Annotated in this window: 11 protein-coding genes; 6 read left to right on the plus strand and 5 right to left on the minus strand. The window is 58.3% G+C overall.

Features of this window, described 5'->3' with window-relative positions:
* Nucleotides 1-3 precede the first annotated feature (3 nt).
* The 4 genes from dnaA (at nt 4) to gyrB (ending at nt 6,724) form a co-directional block, all read left to right on the plus strand.
* On the plus strand, nt 4-1,743 hold the full coding sequence (dnaA, locus tag ACONT6_RS17330; RefSeq protein ID WP_428819640.1) for a chromosomal replication initiator protein DnaA: 1,740 nt from the start codon (nt 4-6) through the stop codon (nt 1,741-1,743).
* A gap of 87 nt (nt 1,744-1,830) precedes the next feature.
* Complete coding sequence (gene dnaN, locus ACONT6_RS17335) at nt 1,831-2,940, plus strand: DNA polymerase III subunit beta (protein WP_428819641.1); 1,110 nt, start codon at nt 1,831-1,833, stop codon at nt 2,938-2,940.
* Nucleotides 2,941-3,090: 150 nt separating this feature from the next.
* Nucleotides 3,091-4,179, plus strand: coding sequence for a DNA replication/repair protein RecF (gene recF, locus ACONT6_RS17340; protein ID WP_428819642.1), 1,089 nt, complete (start codon nt 3,091-3,093; stop codon nt 4,177-4,179).
* A gap of 124 nt (nt 4,180-4,303) precedes the next feature.
* Nucleotides 4,304-6,724: a DNA topoisomerase (ATP-hydrolyzing) subunit B gene (gene gyrB, locus ACONT6_RS17345; RefSeq protein WP_428819643.1), complete on the plus strand. Its 2,421-nt coding sequence runs from the start codon at nt 4,304-4,306 to the stop codon at nt 6,722-6,724.
* A gap of 114 nt (nt 6,725-6,838) precedes the next feature.
* On the opposite strand, the gene ACONT6_RS17350 is transcribed toward gyrB, so the two are convergent.
* On the minus strand, nt 6,839-7,306 hold the full coding sequence (locus ACONT6_RS17350; RefSeq protein ID WP_428819644.1) for a GNAT family N-acetyltransferase: 468 nt from the start codon (nt 7,304-7,306) through the stop codon (nt 6,839-6,841).
* 183 nt (nt 7,307-7,489) lie between these two features.
* Here ACONT6_RS17350 and ACONT6_RS17355 point away from each other — a divergent pair, with 183 nt between their 5' ends.
* Nucleotides 7,490-9,688: a TonB-dependent receptor family protein gene (locus ACONT6_RS17355; protein ID WP_428819645.1), complete on the plus strand. Its 2,199-nt coding sequence runs from the start codon at nt 7,490-7,492 to the stop codon at nt 9,686-9,688.
* Between the two features lie 76 nt (nt 9,689-9,764).
* Here ACONT6_RS17355 and ACONT6_RS17360 read toward each other — a convergent pair whose 3' ends face one another.
* The 4 genes from ACONT6_RS17360 to glyQ form a co-directional block, all read right to left on the minus strand.
* On the minus strand, nt 9,765-10,955 hold the full coding sequence (locus ACONT6_RS17360; RefSeq protein ID WP_428819646.1) for a class I SAM-dependent rRNA methyltransferase: 1,191 nt from the start codon (nt 10,953-10,955) through the stop codon (nt 9,765-9,767).
* A gap of 93 nt (nt 10,956-11,048) precedes the next feature.
* Complete coding sequence (gene gmhB, locus ACONT6_RS17365; RefSeq protein ID WP_428819647.1) at nt 11,049-11,597, minus strand: D-glycero-beta-D-manno-heptose 1,7-bisphosphate 7-phosphatase; 549 nt, start codon at nt 11,595-11,597, stop codon at nt 11,049-11,051.
* Between the two features lie 11 nt (nt 11,598-11,608).
* Nucleotides 11,609-13,690 carry a glycine--tRNA ligase subunit beta gene (glyS, locus tag ACONT6_RS17370; protein ID WP_428819648.1) on the minus strand — a complete coding sequence of 694 codons (2,082 nt, stop codon included), beginning with the start codon at nt 13,688-13,690 and terminating at the stop codon, nt 11,609-11,611.
* Nucleotides 13,690-14,691 (minus strand): glycine--tRNA ligase subunit alpha, encoded by a 1,002-nt coding sequence (gene glyQ, locus ACONT6_RS17375; RefSeq protein WP_181254782.1) that lies wholly within the window; start codon nt 14,689-14,691, stop codon nt 13,690-13,692. The genes glyS and glyQ overlap by 1 nt, the downstream gene beginning before the upstream one ends.
* 185 nt (nt 14,692-14,876) lie before the next feature.
* Between glyQ and ACONT6_RS17380 the strand changes: the two genes are divergently transcribed.
* The gene (locus ACONT6_RS17380) at nt 14,877-15,764 is read left to right on the plus strand and encodes a lysophospholipid acyltransferase family protein (RefSeq protein WP_428819649.1); all 888 of its coding nucleotides are present in this window, start codon (nt 14,877-14,879) and stop codon (nt 15,762-15,764) included.
* Nucleotides 15,765-15,876 lie beyond the last annotated feature (112 nt).

Here is a 15,876-nt window from a genome sequence, read left to right on the forward strand (position 1 = left end):
TCCTTGTCTGATTCCGTTTGGAAGCAGTGTGCTGCTTGTTTGCAGGATGAATTGCCACCACAGCAATTCAATACCTGGATTCGGCCGCTGCGCGTCAGTGACGACTGTTCCGAGGGGGAGCTGCGTCTGGTGGCGCCCAATCGCTTTATCATCAACTGGGTAAGCGACAAGTTTCTCGATCGTATCCGTGAGCTCGTGCAGCAGTTTGCGGGCCGTTCCCTGCCCGTAGAAGTGGTCGCCATGGAGCGACGCACCGCGCGTTTCCGGCGTAACCTGGGTGGTGCGGATGCTCCGCACCACCAGGGATATCATCAGCCCCAGCCGGCGGCAGCGCCGCCGGTTGCGCGTGCCCCATCTTTTGGTGGCAGCAACGCCCATAGTGGGTCCCATGGTGCTCAGCACAACGACGCTGTCCCGCCGGGAAGTACTCCGGGTTTTGCATTCGGCAATACCGGCGGTGAGAGTTCCGAGCGCCGCGCTTCCGGATATAGTGATCGCAACCACCGCTCTTCTGTACCTCCTGCTCGCAGTCCGTCTTCCGGAGCGCCCGGTGTTTCCCCGGATGCCCGCAATCTCGCGGCTGAGGAGGCGGGTGCTGACGCATTGACCGCGGCAGAGCGTTTGCCTGCAGACCTGCATTCCGGTAGTGAGGTGGTTGTTCCGCCGGCGCAGCATACCGGCGGTGGCCAGCGCAAAGTCGAGGTCGAGGGTGCGATCAAGCACGGCAGTTCACTTAACCGCGGCTTTACCTTCGCGTCTTTTGTAGAGGGTAAGTCCAACCAGTTGGGGCTCGCGGCTGCACAGCAGATTTCTGACAACCCGGGCGGCGCCTATAACCCGCTGTTTATTTATGGCGGCGTCGGCCTCGGCAAGACCCACCTTATGCATGCCGTGGGTAACGCGCTGGTGGACCGTAACCCCAACGCGAAGGTCGTGTACCTGCACTCCGAGCGTTTTGTGGCGGATATGGTGAAGGCGCTGCAGCTCAACGCGATCAGTGATTTTAAGCGTTACTACCGCTCCGTAGATGCGCTGCTGATTGACGATATTCAGTTTTTTGCCGGCAAGGAGCGCTCCCAGGAAGAGTTTTTCCATACCTTCAATGCGCTTCTGGAAGGTGGCCAGCAGATCATTCTTACCTGCGATCGCTACCCCAAGGAGATCGACGGCCTCGAGGAGCGTCTCAAGTCGCGCTTCGGTTGGGGGTTGACGGTGGCTGTGGAGCCGCCGGAGCTGGAAACCCGCGTTGCCATTTTGATGAAAAAGGCCGAGCAGGTTGGTGTCGACCTGCCGCATGATTCCGCGTTCTTTATTGCCCAGCGCATTCGCTCCAATGTTCGAGAACTTGAGGGTGCACTGCGGCGCGTGATTGCCAATGCGCAGTTCACCGGCCGCGCGATTGACGATATTCTGGTGCGCGAGGCGCTGAAGGACCTGCTGGCACTGCAGGATCGGCTGGTGAGTATCGACAACATCCAGCGGGTGGTTGCCGAGTACTACAAGATCAAAGTGGCGGATCTGCTTTCCAAGCGCCGTAGTCGGTCGGTAGCGCGTCCACGACAGGTAGCTATGTCGCTGGCCAAGGAACTCACCAACCACAGTCTGCCGGAAATCGGTGATGCATTTGGCGGGCGTGACCACACCACCGTGTTGCATGCCTGCCGCAAGATCAAACAGCTGCAGGAGTCCGACGGCGATATCCGTGAGGATGTGCGCTTGCTCACCCGCTCCCTGACAACCTGAAGTTATTGATATATAAAGAGTTTTTCCGGACCCTTGGAAGGGGAGCGGAATTGCAAAAATGACCTAACAAAGATCAAGGCAATAATTATGAAATTCAGCGTAAGCCGCGATGCCCTGGTAAAGCCGCTGCAACTGGTTGCCGGCGTGGTTGAGAAACGCCAGACCCTGCCGGTTTTGGCCAATGTGCTTCTGCAGCTGCAGGGGCAGGAGCTTTCGCTCACCGGTACCGATCTCGAAGTAGAGATTGTCGGTCGTTTGCAGCTGGATCAGCCCGCCGAGATGGAGGGTGAGGTTACCGTTCCCGCGCGCAAGTTGTTGGATATTTGTCGCTCCCTGCCGGACGGTTCCGAGCTCAAGTTCGAGCGCGATGGCGAGCGTCTGGTGCTGCGCAGCGGCCGCAGCCGTTTTCAACTCTCCACACTGCCGGCCAGTGACTTTCCGAATCAGGAAGAGACCACTGCCCAGAGCCGGTTTAGTATCTCCCAGCGCGAAATTCGCCGCCTGATCGAAGCCACCGGTTTTGCCATGGCGCAGCAGGATGTACGTTACTACCTGAATGGTCTGCTGCTTGAGTGTCGCCCGCAGCAGCTGCGCGCTGTGGCCACCGATGGCCACCGCCTGGCCCTGTGTGACCGCGATGCACCGGGTCTCAATGTCGAGACGCCGATCCAGGCAATTGTGCCGCGCAAAGGCGTGCTTGAGCTTGCCCGACTGCTCGAAGATACCGATGTGAGTGCCGACGTGGTGCTCGGCAACAACCATATTCGCGTTAACAGCGGTCCATTCACTTTTACTTCGAAGCTTGTGGATGGGAAATTTCCAGACTACGAACGTGTACTGCCGCGCGGTACCGGTAACGAAGTGTTTGCCGATCGTTTGATGCTGCGTCAGGCGTTCCAGCGCGCTGCGATCCTTTCCAATGAGAAGTACCGCGGTGTACGCCTGCAGTTGTCAGAAGGGCTATTGCAGATCGTGGCCAACAACCCGGAACAGGAAGAGGCGGAAGAACAGCTGATGGTGGATTACCACGGTGATCCGCTGGAGATCGGTTTTAATGTGGGTTACCTGCTGGATGTGACGGCAGCTATTCACAGTGATCAGATCCGTATCGGGCTCGGTGATGCCAATAGCAGTGCGCTGCTGCAGCAGCCGGAGCAGGGCGACTCTGTCTACGTGATTATGCCCATGCGGCTTTGATTCAGGCGCTGATCCAGGGGCTTGCCGGTTTATCACTTTGATCTTCTGCCTTAAATTATCCCGTTTGTCGCAAAAGACCGCCACCCAACCAGGGTGGCGGTCTTTTCGTATGTGTCTGTCGGTGTTTTTTGGCGGGGTAGTGCTGTGGCGGTGAACAGATTGGTCCTGAGTCATTTTCGGAACATCGTGTCTGCGGATTTGCAGTTGGCTCCGGCAGTGAACCTGTTCTGCGGTGCCAATGGCAGCGGCAAGACCTCGCTACTCGAGGCGGTGCATATGCTGGCCAGTGGGCGCTCTTTCCGCTCCAGGCAGAGCCAGACAGTGATTCGTCACGAAGCCGATGCATTGGCGGTTTTTGCGCGTCTGGCTGGTGGTACAACCCTGGGCGTGGAGAAGCGTCGGGATGGGCAGGGCCGGATCCGTATCAATCAATCGCCGGCGGAAAGCAGTTCCCAGCTGGCGTCTTGTCTGCCGCTACAGGTCATAAACAGTGAAAGTTTTGCTGCGCTGGACGGTGGGCCGGGTGTTCGTCGGCAATTACTGGATTGGACAGTGTTCCACGTGGAACACGGTTTCGCATTGCAATGGAAGGTCTATCAGACTGCATTGAAGCAGCGCAATGCACTGCTTCGTCGTGGTAAAATCGACTCCAAATCCCTGGCTCCATGGGAACAGCAGCTGGTTAAAAGTGGAGAGGCGGTAGATGTGCTTCGCCGAGAGGTTTTCTCGAGGCTGGAGGTCCAGTTCAAACGCCGTTTACAGGATCTTCCCGAGTCAGTGTTCGGGGCGCTACAGCTTCACTACAGAGGTGGCTGGAAAAAAGAGTTAAGCCTGGGGGAGGCCTATCAGGCTTCCCGTGATGGCGATCTGGCTCAGGGCTTTACCCGCGTCGGGCCTCACAGGGCCGACCTGCGCTTTGTTATCCACGGCCAGCCTGCCCATGCAGTACTTTCCCGCGGGCAGCAGAAGATGGCGGTGTGCGCGTTGCGAACCGCAATGGCGTCGGTAGTTGAGGGTGCACAGAAGGCGGTTTTCCTTGTGGATGATTTGCCCTCGGAGCTCGATGAGGCAAATCAGGCGCTATTTGCCCGCTGGGTAAGTGACTGTGCTAGCCAGGTTCTGGTTACCGGGATCGAACACTCCGTCACGGCGCGCCCCTGGCTACAGCTGTCCACGCCATGGAATGCGCCGAAGATGTTCCACGTGGAACATGGGGTCGTGGATGCAGTAGAGGATTGAAACCTGTCGGGTAGATACAAGGCCGGGCAGGGCGTGCCAATGCACACAGAACGATTGTCAGACCGAAAAGAATTTCAAACTCAGAGTGCCGGGCAACCACGCCGGGCGTGAACGGAGCAACAGAATGTCGGAAGAGAATAACTACGATTCCAGTAGCATCAAGGTGCTCAAGGGCCTTGATGCAGTGCGCAAGCGCCCCGGGATGTATATTGGTGATACCGATGACGGCACCGGCCTGCACCACATGGTATTCGAGGTGGTGGATAATTCCATCGACGAGGCACTGGCGGGCCATTGCGACGAGATTCGAGTGATCATCCATCCGGACGAATCCGTCAGTGTTTCCGACAACGGCCGTGGTATTCCCACCGAAATGCACCCGGAAGAGGGCGTTTCCGCGGCCGAGGTGATCATGACCGTACTCCACGCGGGCGGTAAGTTCGATGACAATACCTACAAGGTGTCCGGAGGCCTGCACGGCGTGGGGGTTTCCGTGGTGAATGCCCTGTCGGCGGAGCTGAAACTGACTATCCGTCGCGCAGGCAAGATCCACGAGCAGGTATACCGTCACGGTGTCCCCGATGCGCCGCTGGCCGTGGTTGGAGACTCCGATACCACCGGTACCACCGTGCATTTCAAGCCCTCTGCGGACACCTTTACCAATATCGAATTCCACTTCGAACAGCTGGCCAAGCGCCTGCGCGAACTGTCGTTCCTTAACTCTGGTGTACGGATCGTGTTGCGCGATGAGCGCAGTGGTAAAGAGGAAGTCTATGAATACGAGGGCGGTCTGCGCGCCTTTGTGGAGTTCCTCAACCAGAACAAGACCCCAATCAACAAGGTTCTGCACTTCCAGAACCAGCGCGAAGACGGCATCGCCGTTGAAGTCGCGCTGCAGTGGAATGACTCTTTCCAGGAAAATATCTACTGCTACACCAACAATATTCCCCAGCGCGACGGTGGTACTCACCTTGCCGGTTTCCGCGCGGCACTGACTCGTGGCCTGAATAACTACATCGAAAAAGAAGGTGTAGGCAAGAAGGACAAGGTCAGCACCACCGGTGACGACGCCCGGGAAGGTCTTACCGCGATCATTTCGGTAAAAGTTCCGGATCCGAAATTCTCCTCCCAGACCAAAGACAAGCTGGTTTCCTCGGAAGTTAAACCCGCGGTTGAGCAGGAGATGGGGCAGTCCTTCAACGATTATCTGCTGGAAAACCCGCAGGAAGCCAAGGCCGTTGTGGGCAAGATGATCGACGCGGCACGCGCCCGGGAAGCGGCGCGCAAGGCGCGGGAAATGACCCGCCGCAAGGGCGCACTGGATATCGCCGGCCTGCCCGGCAAGTTGGCGGACTGTCAGCAGAAAGACCCGGCGCTTTCCGAACTGTACCTGGTGGAGGGTGACTCCGCTGGCGGTTCTGCCAAGCAGGGGCGCGATCGCCGTACCCAGGCGATCCTGCCGCTGAAGGGCAAGATCCTGAATGTGGAGAAAGCCCGCTTCGACAAGATGCTGTCGAGTGCCGAGGTCGGTACCCTGATTACCGCACTGGGTTGTGGTATCGGCAAAAGCGAATTCAATCCGGACAAGCTGCGCTATCACTCCATCATCATCATGACGGATGCCGATGTGGATGGTGCACACATCCGAACTCTGCTGCTGACCTTCTTCTTCCGCCAGATGCCGGAACTGATCGAACGCGGACACGTATTTATTGCCCAGCCGCCACTGTACAAAATCGGTAAGGGCAAGCAGGAGCAATACCTGAAGGATGAGGCGGCACTGACCCAGTTCCTGACCAATGCGGCCCTGGAAAGCGCCACCCTGTACGTGAATCCGGAAGCACCGGGACTGTCTGGCACTGCACTGGAATCCCTGGTGAAAGAATACCGTGCGGTGATGGCTACCATCGATCGCCTGTCCCGTCTGTACCCGGAAGAAGTGCTGCAGAGTATGGTCTATCTGCCGAGCCTGAAGCCGGAAGAGTTGCAGTCTGAAGCGCATATGCGGGAGTGGACGCAGAAGCTTCATGAGCTGCTGGAAAGCGAAGGCGAGGGTGGTGGACGCCGCCATGCGGTCACCGTCTCGGAAGATTCTGAGCGCAACCTGTTCCTGCCCACCATCGACATCGTGGCTCACGGTGTGAGCAGTCGCTACACGGTCAGCCACGAATTCTTCGAATCTGCAGAGTACCGCTCTATCTGTCAGCTGGGCGAGAAGATGCAGGATCTGCTGGAAGAGGGTGCCTTTATCCAGCGCGGTGAAAAGCGTCAGCCGGTAAGCAGCTTCCCGGAAGCATTGGCCTGGCTGATGAACGAAAGTCGTCGCGGCTACAGTATCCAGCGCTATAAAGGGCTGGGTGAAATGAACCCGGAGCAGCTGTGGGAGACCACCATGAATCCGGAAAGTCGCCGTATGCTCCAGGTTACCGTCGAAGACGCGATCGCCGCCGACCAGATCTTCACCACCCTGATGGGGGACCAGGTGGAGCCGCGTCGGGAATTCATCGAGAGCAATGCATTGGCGGTGGAAAACCTGGACGTTTAAGGTTTCAAGTCAGGTTGCGGGAACGGGTATGTAGCATGTAAGTGCTTACTTATTTCCCCATTAAAAGCCCGATCAGTTTTCACTGATCGGGCTTTTTCGTTTCTGGAAAGATCGTCAGGCAACACGGCAGCTCATCACGATCTCTTCCTGGTTCGCGGCTTGATTGAATTCCCGCTCGGTTTCCGCGAAACCGTGCTGTTGCAGGAAGTAGCGTCCCCGCAGGTTCTCCTCCAGCACTCGCGTCTCGAGCTGGATACGGCCAAATTTCGCCTGTGCCATCAGCTCGCTGCCAACCCCGCGCCCCTGTTCTCCGGGGGACACAAAGATGGTTTCCACATGCACGTTATCAGTGATGGTCACCAACCCCTCTGCAATGTCGCTACCGGGACGGGTGTAGACCCAGTGGCTGACCCCCGTTGAAGACGACTGACTGGCGCGATACTGGGCGGTGAGTTGCCTGCGCAATACCCGCGCTTCCGCCATCCAGAATTTTACGGGCACGCTCGGGTGACTGCTGCAAGCGAGATGCAACCACAGTTGCGACAGACGCTCTATATCGGACTCCTGAAGCGGTCTCAGCATAGATTCTCCACCTACTGGATAGATGTAACTGGTAATCCTAGGCTCGGCGGGATATCCCTCCAAACAACTCCGCACCGCTTGAGTGCAAAAATGGCACCTGGATCATGACAAGAGTTGTATAAAGAAATATAATCAATCTCATTAACAAATTTGATAACAGTTTGATCCCTTCAAGGAGGACCTGTGCGCCGCTTTGCACTGCACCCCATTTCCCTGTCCCTGGCCATAGCGATGAGCAGCCCCGCGCTTGCAGCGCAAGAGGGCACAGGCGCATCTGCTGAAACCCTGGAAACCGTCTCCGTACTGGGGGATACCCAGATCCTGCACAAACTGCCTGGCTCGGCTCATCTGGTGAGCGCCGAAGAGCTCGAGAAATTCGAGTTTGTGGATATCAACCGCATGATGCGCAGCGTGCCGGGTGTCTATCTGCGCGAGGAAGACGGCTATGGCCTGCGTCCGAATATCGGTATCCGCGGTGCCGACGGCGGTCGCTCTAGCAAGATCTCACTGATGGAAGACGGCGTACTGGTAGCTCCGGCTCCGTACTCCGCACCGGAAGCCTATTACTTCCCCACCGCTGGTCGCCTGAACAGCATCGAAGTCCTCAAGGGCCCGGGCACCCTGAAATACGGCCCCTTCACCGTCGGTGGTGCGGTCAACATGCTGAGCACCCCGATTCCCGAAGCCAGCGCCGGTAGCGTGCAGCTGGAAGCGGGTCAGTACGGTGAAAACCGCCTGCACACCTATTACGGCAGCAGTACCGAAACCACAGGCTGGCTGGTTGAAACCCACCAGCAGCAGGCCGATGGCTTCCGCGATATCGACCGCGCCGACAGCGCCGACATTGCCAAGGAAGATTACCTGGTAAAAGGGCGCCTGAAGTCCGCCGAGGGCGCCGAATATGCCCAGCAACTGGATATCAAGCTGCAGTACTCCGAAGAGGAGTCCGGCATGAGTTATCTGGGCCTCACCGATGCGGACTTCGCCGCGGATCCCAACCGTCGCTACGGTATCAGTGCCCTGGATGAGATGCAGAACCGTCACAGTACCGTGCAGCTGAACCACAGCATTGCGCTCAGTGACAGCTTCAACGTAAACACCCAGGCTTACTACAACAAGTTCAAGCGCGACTGGTTCAAGACCAGCCTCGGTGGTTTGATCAATGACGCCAACGACGGCGACAGCGATGCCCAGGCGGTGCTCAACGGTACTCAGGATTACGACTTCGGTATCAAGCACAACAACCGCAATTACGTATCCCGCGGTGTACAGGTGAGCGCCGACTGGGCGCTGCAGACCGGCGATATTGCGCACGAGCTCGAATTCGGTGTGCGCCGCCACTGGGACGAGGTTGATCGCTTCCAGCCGGTGGAAAACTACAGCCAGGTGAACGGCACGCTGGTATTCAAGGAAGTGGTCGATCCAAGTTCCAGTAATAACCGCGTCGAGGATGCGAGCGCCAAATCCCTGTTCATCTACGACCAGATACAGATGAGCGATGCCCTGGCCGTGACCGCCACCCTGCGATATGAGGACGTGAACACCGCACAGCAGCGCTACAACGATGTCGACCGTACCGAAAAGGGCAGCAGCAAATCCAACTCGGTGAGCGAGTGGCTGCCGGGCCTGGGCCTGACCTATCAGCTGAATGGTGACTGGACCCTGCTCGCTGGTGTTCACCGTGGCTTTGCGCCTCCCGGTGGCGGTTCCAGCGACGGCGAAGCCGGCGACCTCTCCACCAACTATGAGTGGGGCGCGCGTTTCACAGGCGGCACCCTGCGCGGTGAAGTGATCGCCTTCTTCAGTGATTACGAAAGCTCGGTGCAGAACTGCTCCGTGGCGGCTCCCTGTGCCAACGGTGCTGAGAGTGGTAACTATGCCTTGGGTGAATCCGAGATCCGTGGCCTGGAGGCCTCCCTGGGGTCGGAGTGGGTACTTGCTAACGGCTGGACCCTTCCGCTGACAGCGAGTTATACCTGGACCGACGCCGAAATCAGCAAGGACAGCGACGAATACCTGGAAAGCGACGGCCAAAGTGGCCTCGCAGCGGGCGACAACTTTGCCTATCTGCCTGAACAGGTATTTGCCCTGACTACCGGAATCGACAGTGGCGCCGCTTGGCGGGTCAACCTGACCGCGGCTTATCAGGATGAGATGTGTGTAAACAACAGTTGTAACCGCGCTGCGACCAGCCGTTCCGATTACACCGAATCCCTGTGGGTGCTGGATGCGGCCGCCCATTATGATTTCACCGACGACTTTGTTGGCTACCTGAAGATCGACAACCTGCTGGACAAGCAGGCCATTGTGAATCGCGCCCCGGACGGTGCCCGTGCCAACCGCCCGCGCACTGCCTCGGTCGGTATGACCTATCGCTTCTGATCGGTTCCCCCCACCGCGCAAAAATAAAAAACCCGGCATTGCCGGGTTTTTTTGTGCCTATATCAAGCAGGCTTCTTTAAACGGTAACCGTCCCCGAGAGGTGTGCGAAATGCGCCTTCAGATAGCGGGTTTCCGGTATGGAGGGGTGTATCGGGTGGTCAGCGCCCTGGCCGCCGCTGCCAATAATACTGATGGACTTGTCCAGATGGCGACCCGCACCGCGCAGGATCTCCAGCAGCGTATCCGATTCCAGATGCATGGAGCAGGAGGCGCTCACCAGTAAGCCATTCTTTTCCAGCAGACGCAGTGCCAGCTCGTTGATGTGACGATAGGCGGCCTCACCGGATTTCTGGTCTTTGCGACGTTTGATAAATGCGGGCGGATCCAGCACGATGGCATCGTAGCGCTCGCCGGCGGTAATCAGTTCCTTCATCGCATCCACGGCTTTGCCCTGGATGGTAATCAGGTCAGCCTGGCGGTTGTTCAGTGCCGCATTCTCGTCGCACCAGTCCAGAGCCTGGCCAGAAGCATCCACACAGGTGACTTCCCGGGCGCCGTGAGCGAGTGCCTGCACACCCCAGCCGCCCGCATAGGAAAACAGATCCAGCACGCGCTGGCCCTTCACCCATTGATTCAAGCGCGCGCGATTCTCGCGGTGATCGTAGAACCAGCCGGTCTTCTGTCCCTCGTATACCGGTGCCAGCAACGGCACACCGTTTTCCTCGAACGGCGCCATCTTTGGTACCTCGCCGTGGGCCACTTCACACAGGTCAGGCAACTCTTCCACCTTGCGCCCCTGGTGATCGTTGCGCAGCAAAATGCCTTTAGGGTTAACCAGCGTCACCAGCGCATCGACAATCTCCTGCACCAGGTTTTCCATGCCCCAGCTGCTGATCTGCACCACCAGATAATCGCCGAACCGATCCACCACCAACCCGGGAAGGCCATCGGAATCCCCGTACACCATCCGGTAACTGGGATGCGGGAAGTAGCGCTCGCGCATGGAGAGTGCACTTTCCAGGCGGCGCTTCAGCATCTTGCTGGTAAACGGCCCTTTGCGGGAAACCAGTCGCGCACAGATCAGCTGGTTGGGATTCACCAGTGCATAGCCGAGGCTCTTTTCCTTGCTGTCGAGAATCTCACACTGGCTGCCCGGCTTGAGACCTTTCAGCGGGCTGCGCGCTGTGTCCACTTCGTTGCTGTAAATCCACAGGTGGCCGAGTTTGAGTCGACGCTCGGCGCGGGGGTTAAGAATCAGTTGTTGCACGGTGGAACTCCGGAAAGAAAAGGGTGCGCCACCGGCTAATGCGAAGTGCGCGCGATGACAGGAAACAAATTGAAAATGGAGAAAGCTATAGATCTATTGCAGCACAAAGTCCGCAAATTGAGAGAGGTCGGCAAACACTGCGGTTGTGGTCAATCCGGGGTCTGGGTTTTCCAGCAGTGAAGCCAGGGTCTGCTCACCGCGTCCACTCTGTACCAGTGCGGGCTTACACCCTTTGGCGACAGCGCACTCCAGATCCTTGCGCTGGTCACCCACGAAATAACTTTCGTGCAGACTGGTGTCGAACTCCGCTTCGATGGCATCCAGCAGGCCGGTTTTTGGTTTGCGGCAGCGACAGTGGTCCTCGTCGCTGTGTGGGCAGTAAAAAATTCCCGCCACTTCGCCGCCGGCATCCTCGACCAGTGCACGCAGTTTTGCGTGCATGGCCTCGAGGTCGTCGAGGTCGAACAGCCCCAGGGCGAGGCCGCTCTGATTGGTGGCAATCACCAACTGGTGGCCCGCCTGACTGAGGCGCGCCATGGCCTCGATGCTCCCGGGGAGGGGAGTCCATTCGTCGACACTGGTCACGTGGCCATCGGGCTGGTGATTGATGACGCCGTCGCGGTCGAGAATGATGATGGCCATGGCGTTAACTACTACTTCGCGGGAGCCAGCAGGGAGATATCCGCGGCTTCGAGGAACAGGGCGCGCAGCTGTGCCAGCAGTGCCAGGCGATTGTTGCGCAGTTGTTCGTCGTCGGCCATTACCATCACCCCGTCGAAGAAGTTGTCCACGGTTTCGCGCAGTCCGGAGAGACCGGCAAGACCTTCTTCAAAGCGTGCTTCGGCGTAAAGTGGTGCAACGGCTTCTTCCGCATCGCGGATCGCCAGGTACAGCGCTTTTTCCGCATCTTCCTGCAGCAGCGCCTGGTCCACTTCGCTCGGCGCGTCGCCATCGAGCTTTGCGAGAATGTTGGATACGCGCTTGTTGGCAGCGGCGAGCGCTTCTGCTTCCGGCAGCTGGCTGAAGCTGTGTACGGCCTTCACGCGGTTGTCGATATCCAGTGGACGGGACAGCTTGCGCGCGGAAACCGCGAGGAAGACTTCCGCCTTGATACCGGCATCTTCGTAACGGGCGCGGAAACGCTCGATCATGTACGCGAGTGTCTGGTCGACCACAGTGTCGTGTTCTGCCAGCGCGGTGCGCGGGTAGCCATCGCGGGCGAGGGTGAGCAGTTCGCGAAGGTCCAGGTCGATATTCTTCTCCACCAGAATACGCAGCACACCCAGGCTGGCGCGACGCAGTGCGAACGGATCGCGGGAACCACTGGGCGGCTGGCCGATACCAAAGATACCCACCAGAGTGTCGATACGATCTGCCAGTGCCACGATGGTGCCGGTTTCGCTGACCGGCAGCTGGTCACCGGCAAATTTCGGCATGTACTGTTCGTACATGGCCTTGGCCACGTCCAGTGGCTCGCCGTCGTTCTCGGCATAGTAGTAGCCGGCGATGCCCTGCATATCCGCGAACTCGAACACCATTTCGGTGACCAGGTCGGATTTACACAGCTGCGCTGCGCGTTGCGCCAGTGCCGTATCGCCGCCAATTTTTTCAGCAATTGCAGCGGCGAGTTTTGCCAGACGTTCGGTCTTGTCGTACACAGTACCCAGCTTTTGCTGGAATACGATGGACTTGAGCTTTTCGCGACGGGCTTCGAGGCTGGTCTTCTTATCGGTATCAAAGAAGAAGGCGGCATCGGACAGGCGCGGGCGGATTACCCGCTCGTTGCCCTCGATCACCTGCTTGGCGTCAGTGCTTTCGATATTCGACACGGTGACAAAGAACGGCAGCAAGTTGCCGGCTTCATTTACCACGTGGAAATATTTCTGGTGCTCCTTCATGGAGGAGATCAATGCTTCGGCGGGCACGTCCAGGAAGCGTTTTTCGAAGCGTCCGGTTAGCGCCACCGGCCATTCCACCAGCGCAGTTACTTCATCCAGCAGATCGTCGTCGATCACGGCTTCGCCGTTGACGTTATTGGCCTCGGCCTGAACCTGTTCGCGAATCATTTCGCGGCGCTCGGCAAAATCGACCACAACATAGCCAGGGTCGCGAAGCTTCTGCACGTAATCTTTGGCGGAGGCTACCGGCAATTCCTGATTGCAGTGGAAGCGGTGTCCGCGCGTGGTGTTGCCGGACTTGAGGCCGAGTACTTCCGCATCCACCACTTCATTGCCCAGCAGCATCAACAGCCAGTGCACCGGACGCACAAACTCTTCCTTGCGCGCGCCCCAGCGCATACGCTTGGGAATCGGCAGTTGCGCCAGGGAGCCGGCGACGATATCGCCCAGCAGGTTTTTGGTCGCTTCACCTTTCTGCTCGCTGATAAATGCCAGGCGTTCACCCTTGTCGGTTTGTACCCGCGCCAGCTCTTCAACGCTGACACCGGCGCCGCGGGCAAAACCCTGCGCCGCTTTGGTGGGGTTGCCGTCTTTATCAAAGGCAGCGGCTACGGCCGGGCCGTGTTTCTCGACCTGCTTGTCCTGTTGCTGCTCTGCCAGATCACTCACCGCAACTGCGAGGCGGCGGGGGCTGGCGTAGGCTTTGACTGCACCGAAATCCAGTTCGGCATCTTTCAGACCTTTTTCAATACCTTCGGCAAAGGCCTGCATCAGTGTGTGCAGGGCTTTCGGGGGCAGCTCTTCGGTGCCCAGCTCAACCAGAAAATCCTGAGCCATTACTTCTTCTCCTTCTTCGCTTTGCCTTTGCTTTCGGCTTTTTCAGCCTGGGCCAGCACTTCGTTGCGAACCTTCTCATCGGCAAGCGGGAAACCGAGCGCCTTGCGCGCATCGAAATAGGCCTGGGCTACTGCGCGCGCCAGGGTGCGTACGCGCAGAATGAATCGCTGGCGCTCAGTGACGGAAATCGCATGGCGAGCGTCTAACAGGTTGAAGGCGTGGGAAGCTTTCATTACTTGCTCGTAGGCGGGCAGCGGCAGGCCGAGGTCGATGAGTCGCTGGCTGTCGCGTTCGCAGTGGTCAAAGGTGGCGAACAGGAACTCCACATCGGCGTGTTCGAAATTGTAGTGGGACATCTCCACTTCATTCTGGTGGAAGACATCGCCGTAGGTGACCGGAGTACCGTCCGCATTGCGGGTCCACACCAGGTCGTAGATGGATTCGACACCCTGCAGGTACATGGCGATACGCTCAATACCGTAGGTGATCTCGCCGGTGACCGGATAGCACTCGATACCGCCGACCTGCTGGAAATAGGTGAACTGGGTCACTTCCATACCGTTCAGCCACACTTCCCAGCCGAGGCCCCAGGCGCCCAGGGTCGGGGATTCCCAGTTGTCCTCAACAAAGCGGATATCGTGTACCGCGGGATCAATGCCCAGTGCGCGCAGGCTGTCGAGGTACAGATCCTGGATATTGCTGGGGGAGGGCTTCATCACTACCTGGTATTGGTAGTAGTGCTGCAGGCGGTTGGGGTTCTCACCGTAGCGGCCGTCGGTGGGGCGGCGGCAGGGCTGCACATAGGCCGCGTTCCAGGTTTCCGGGCCGATGGCGCGCAGGAAGGTGGCGGGATGAAAGGTGCCGGCGCCCACTTCCATATCCAGAGGCTGTAGAATGACGCACCCTTGGCGCGCCCAGTATTCTTGCAGGGTAAAAATCAGTCCCTGAAAGGTGCTCAGGTCCTGCGCGGGGGCAGAACTGCTGGTTTGTTGCTCGGACACCACAATCTCCGGTTTCAGCTGGGTGAAAAGACAAGGGGCGCAATTATAGCGGCAGCGGGTTGCGCGCTAAACAGCGCACAGAGCATAGAAGGTAAATTGATGGCCATAAAACGGCCATACTGCTAAGAATTTGAAGCTCCCAGTGAGTTTCCGGGGCGGCAGCCCCAAAGAGAAGGATGTAACGCTTGGATATCAAAGGGCAATTGGCCGCGGGCACCCTGAAATTGATTGGAAGCCTGCCGTTGAGCTGGTCGCGCCGGCTGGGCAAGCTGGCTGGTTATGGCACCGTGTGTGTCCGCGGAGACGGGCTGCGAGTGAGCCGTATCAATCTGGCGCACTGTTACCCGGAAATGGCCGCCGAAGAGCGCGAAAAGCTGGCGCGCACCAGCGTCATCAGCACCGTAACCACCGGTTTCGAAATGGCGACCCTGTGGCGCAAGCCCTGGAGTCACGCCGAGGACCATATCGCGCGGGTGCGCAACCAGCAGCTGCTGACCGACGGGGTAGAAGAGGGCAAGGGGGTACTGGTACTCGCGCCCCATATCGGCAACTGGGAAATCTTTGGTCAGTTTCTGGCCACCGTCGGCCCCACCACCAGCCTGTACGCGCCGCCGAAAATCGAAGCGCTGGATCCGGTCATCCGCGACGGCCGCGAGAAAACTGGCGCCAAGCTGGTACCCACCAACGTGCGCGGTGTGCGCTCGCTGCTCAAAGCCCTGCGCGATGGCGGCATCGTCGGTGTCTTGCCGGACCAGGAACCGGACCTTTCCGGTGGTGACTTTGCCCCGTTTTTTGGCCATCCCACCCTCACTATGACCCTTGCCTACAATCTGATCCAGCGCACCGGCTGCAAGGTCGTATTCGGTTTCGCCAAGCGCGTATCAGATGGCTTTGAACTGGTGCTGTTGCCCGCGGAGCAGGCAATTTACAGCGAGGAAGTAAAGGTCTCCCTCGCGGCCCTCAATCGCGGTGTTGAATCGTGTATTGCTGAAGCGCCGGAACAGTATCAGTGGGAATACAAACGTTTCCGAAAAATTCCCGATGGGAAGAGCCGCATATACAAAAAACGCTGAGACGAAAGTGGCCGTAAAAGTTAAAAAATTGTCGACCTTTGCAGTCAATTTCATGACTCGTGATCTTTAGGATACCTGCAGTCTTACTGCGCAGATCAGAGTCTTTGGCCAC

It is taken from the genome of Microbulbifer sp. MCCC 1A16149 (genome assembly GCF_050368945.1).
Taxonomy (GTDB): domain Bacteria; phylum Pseudomonadota; class Gammaproteobacteria; order Pseudomonadales; family Cellvibrionaceae; genus Microbulbifer.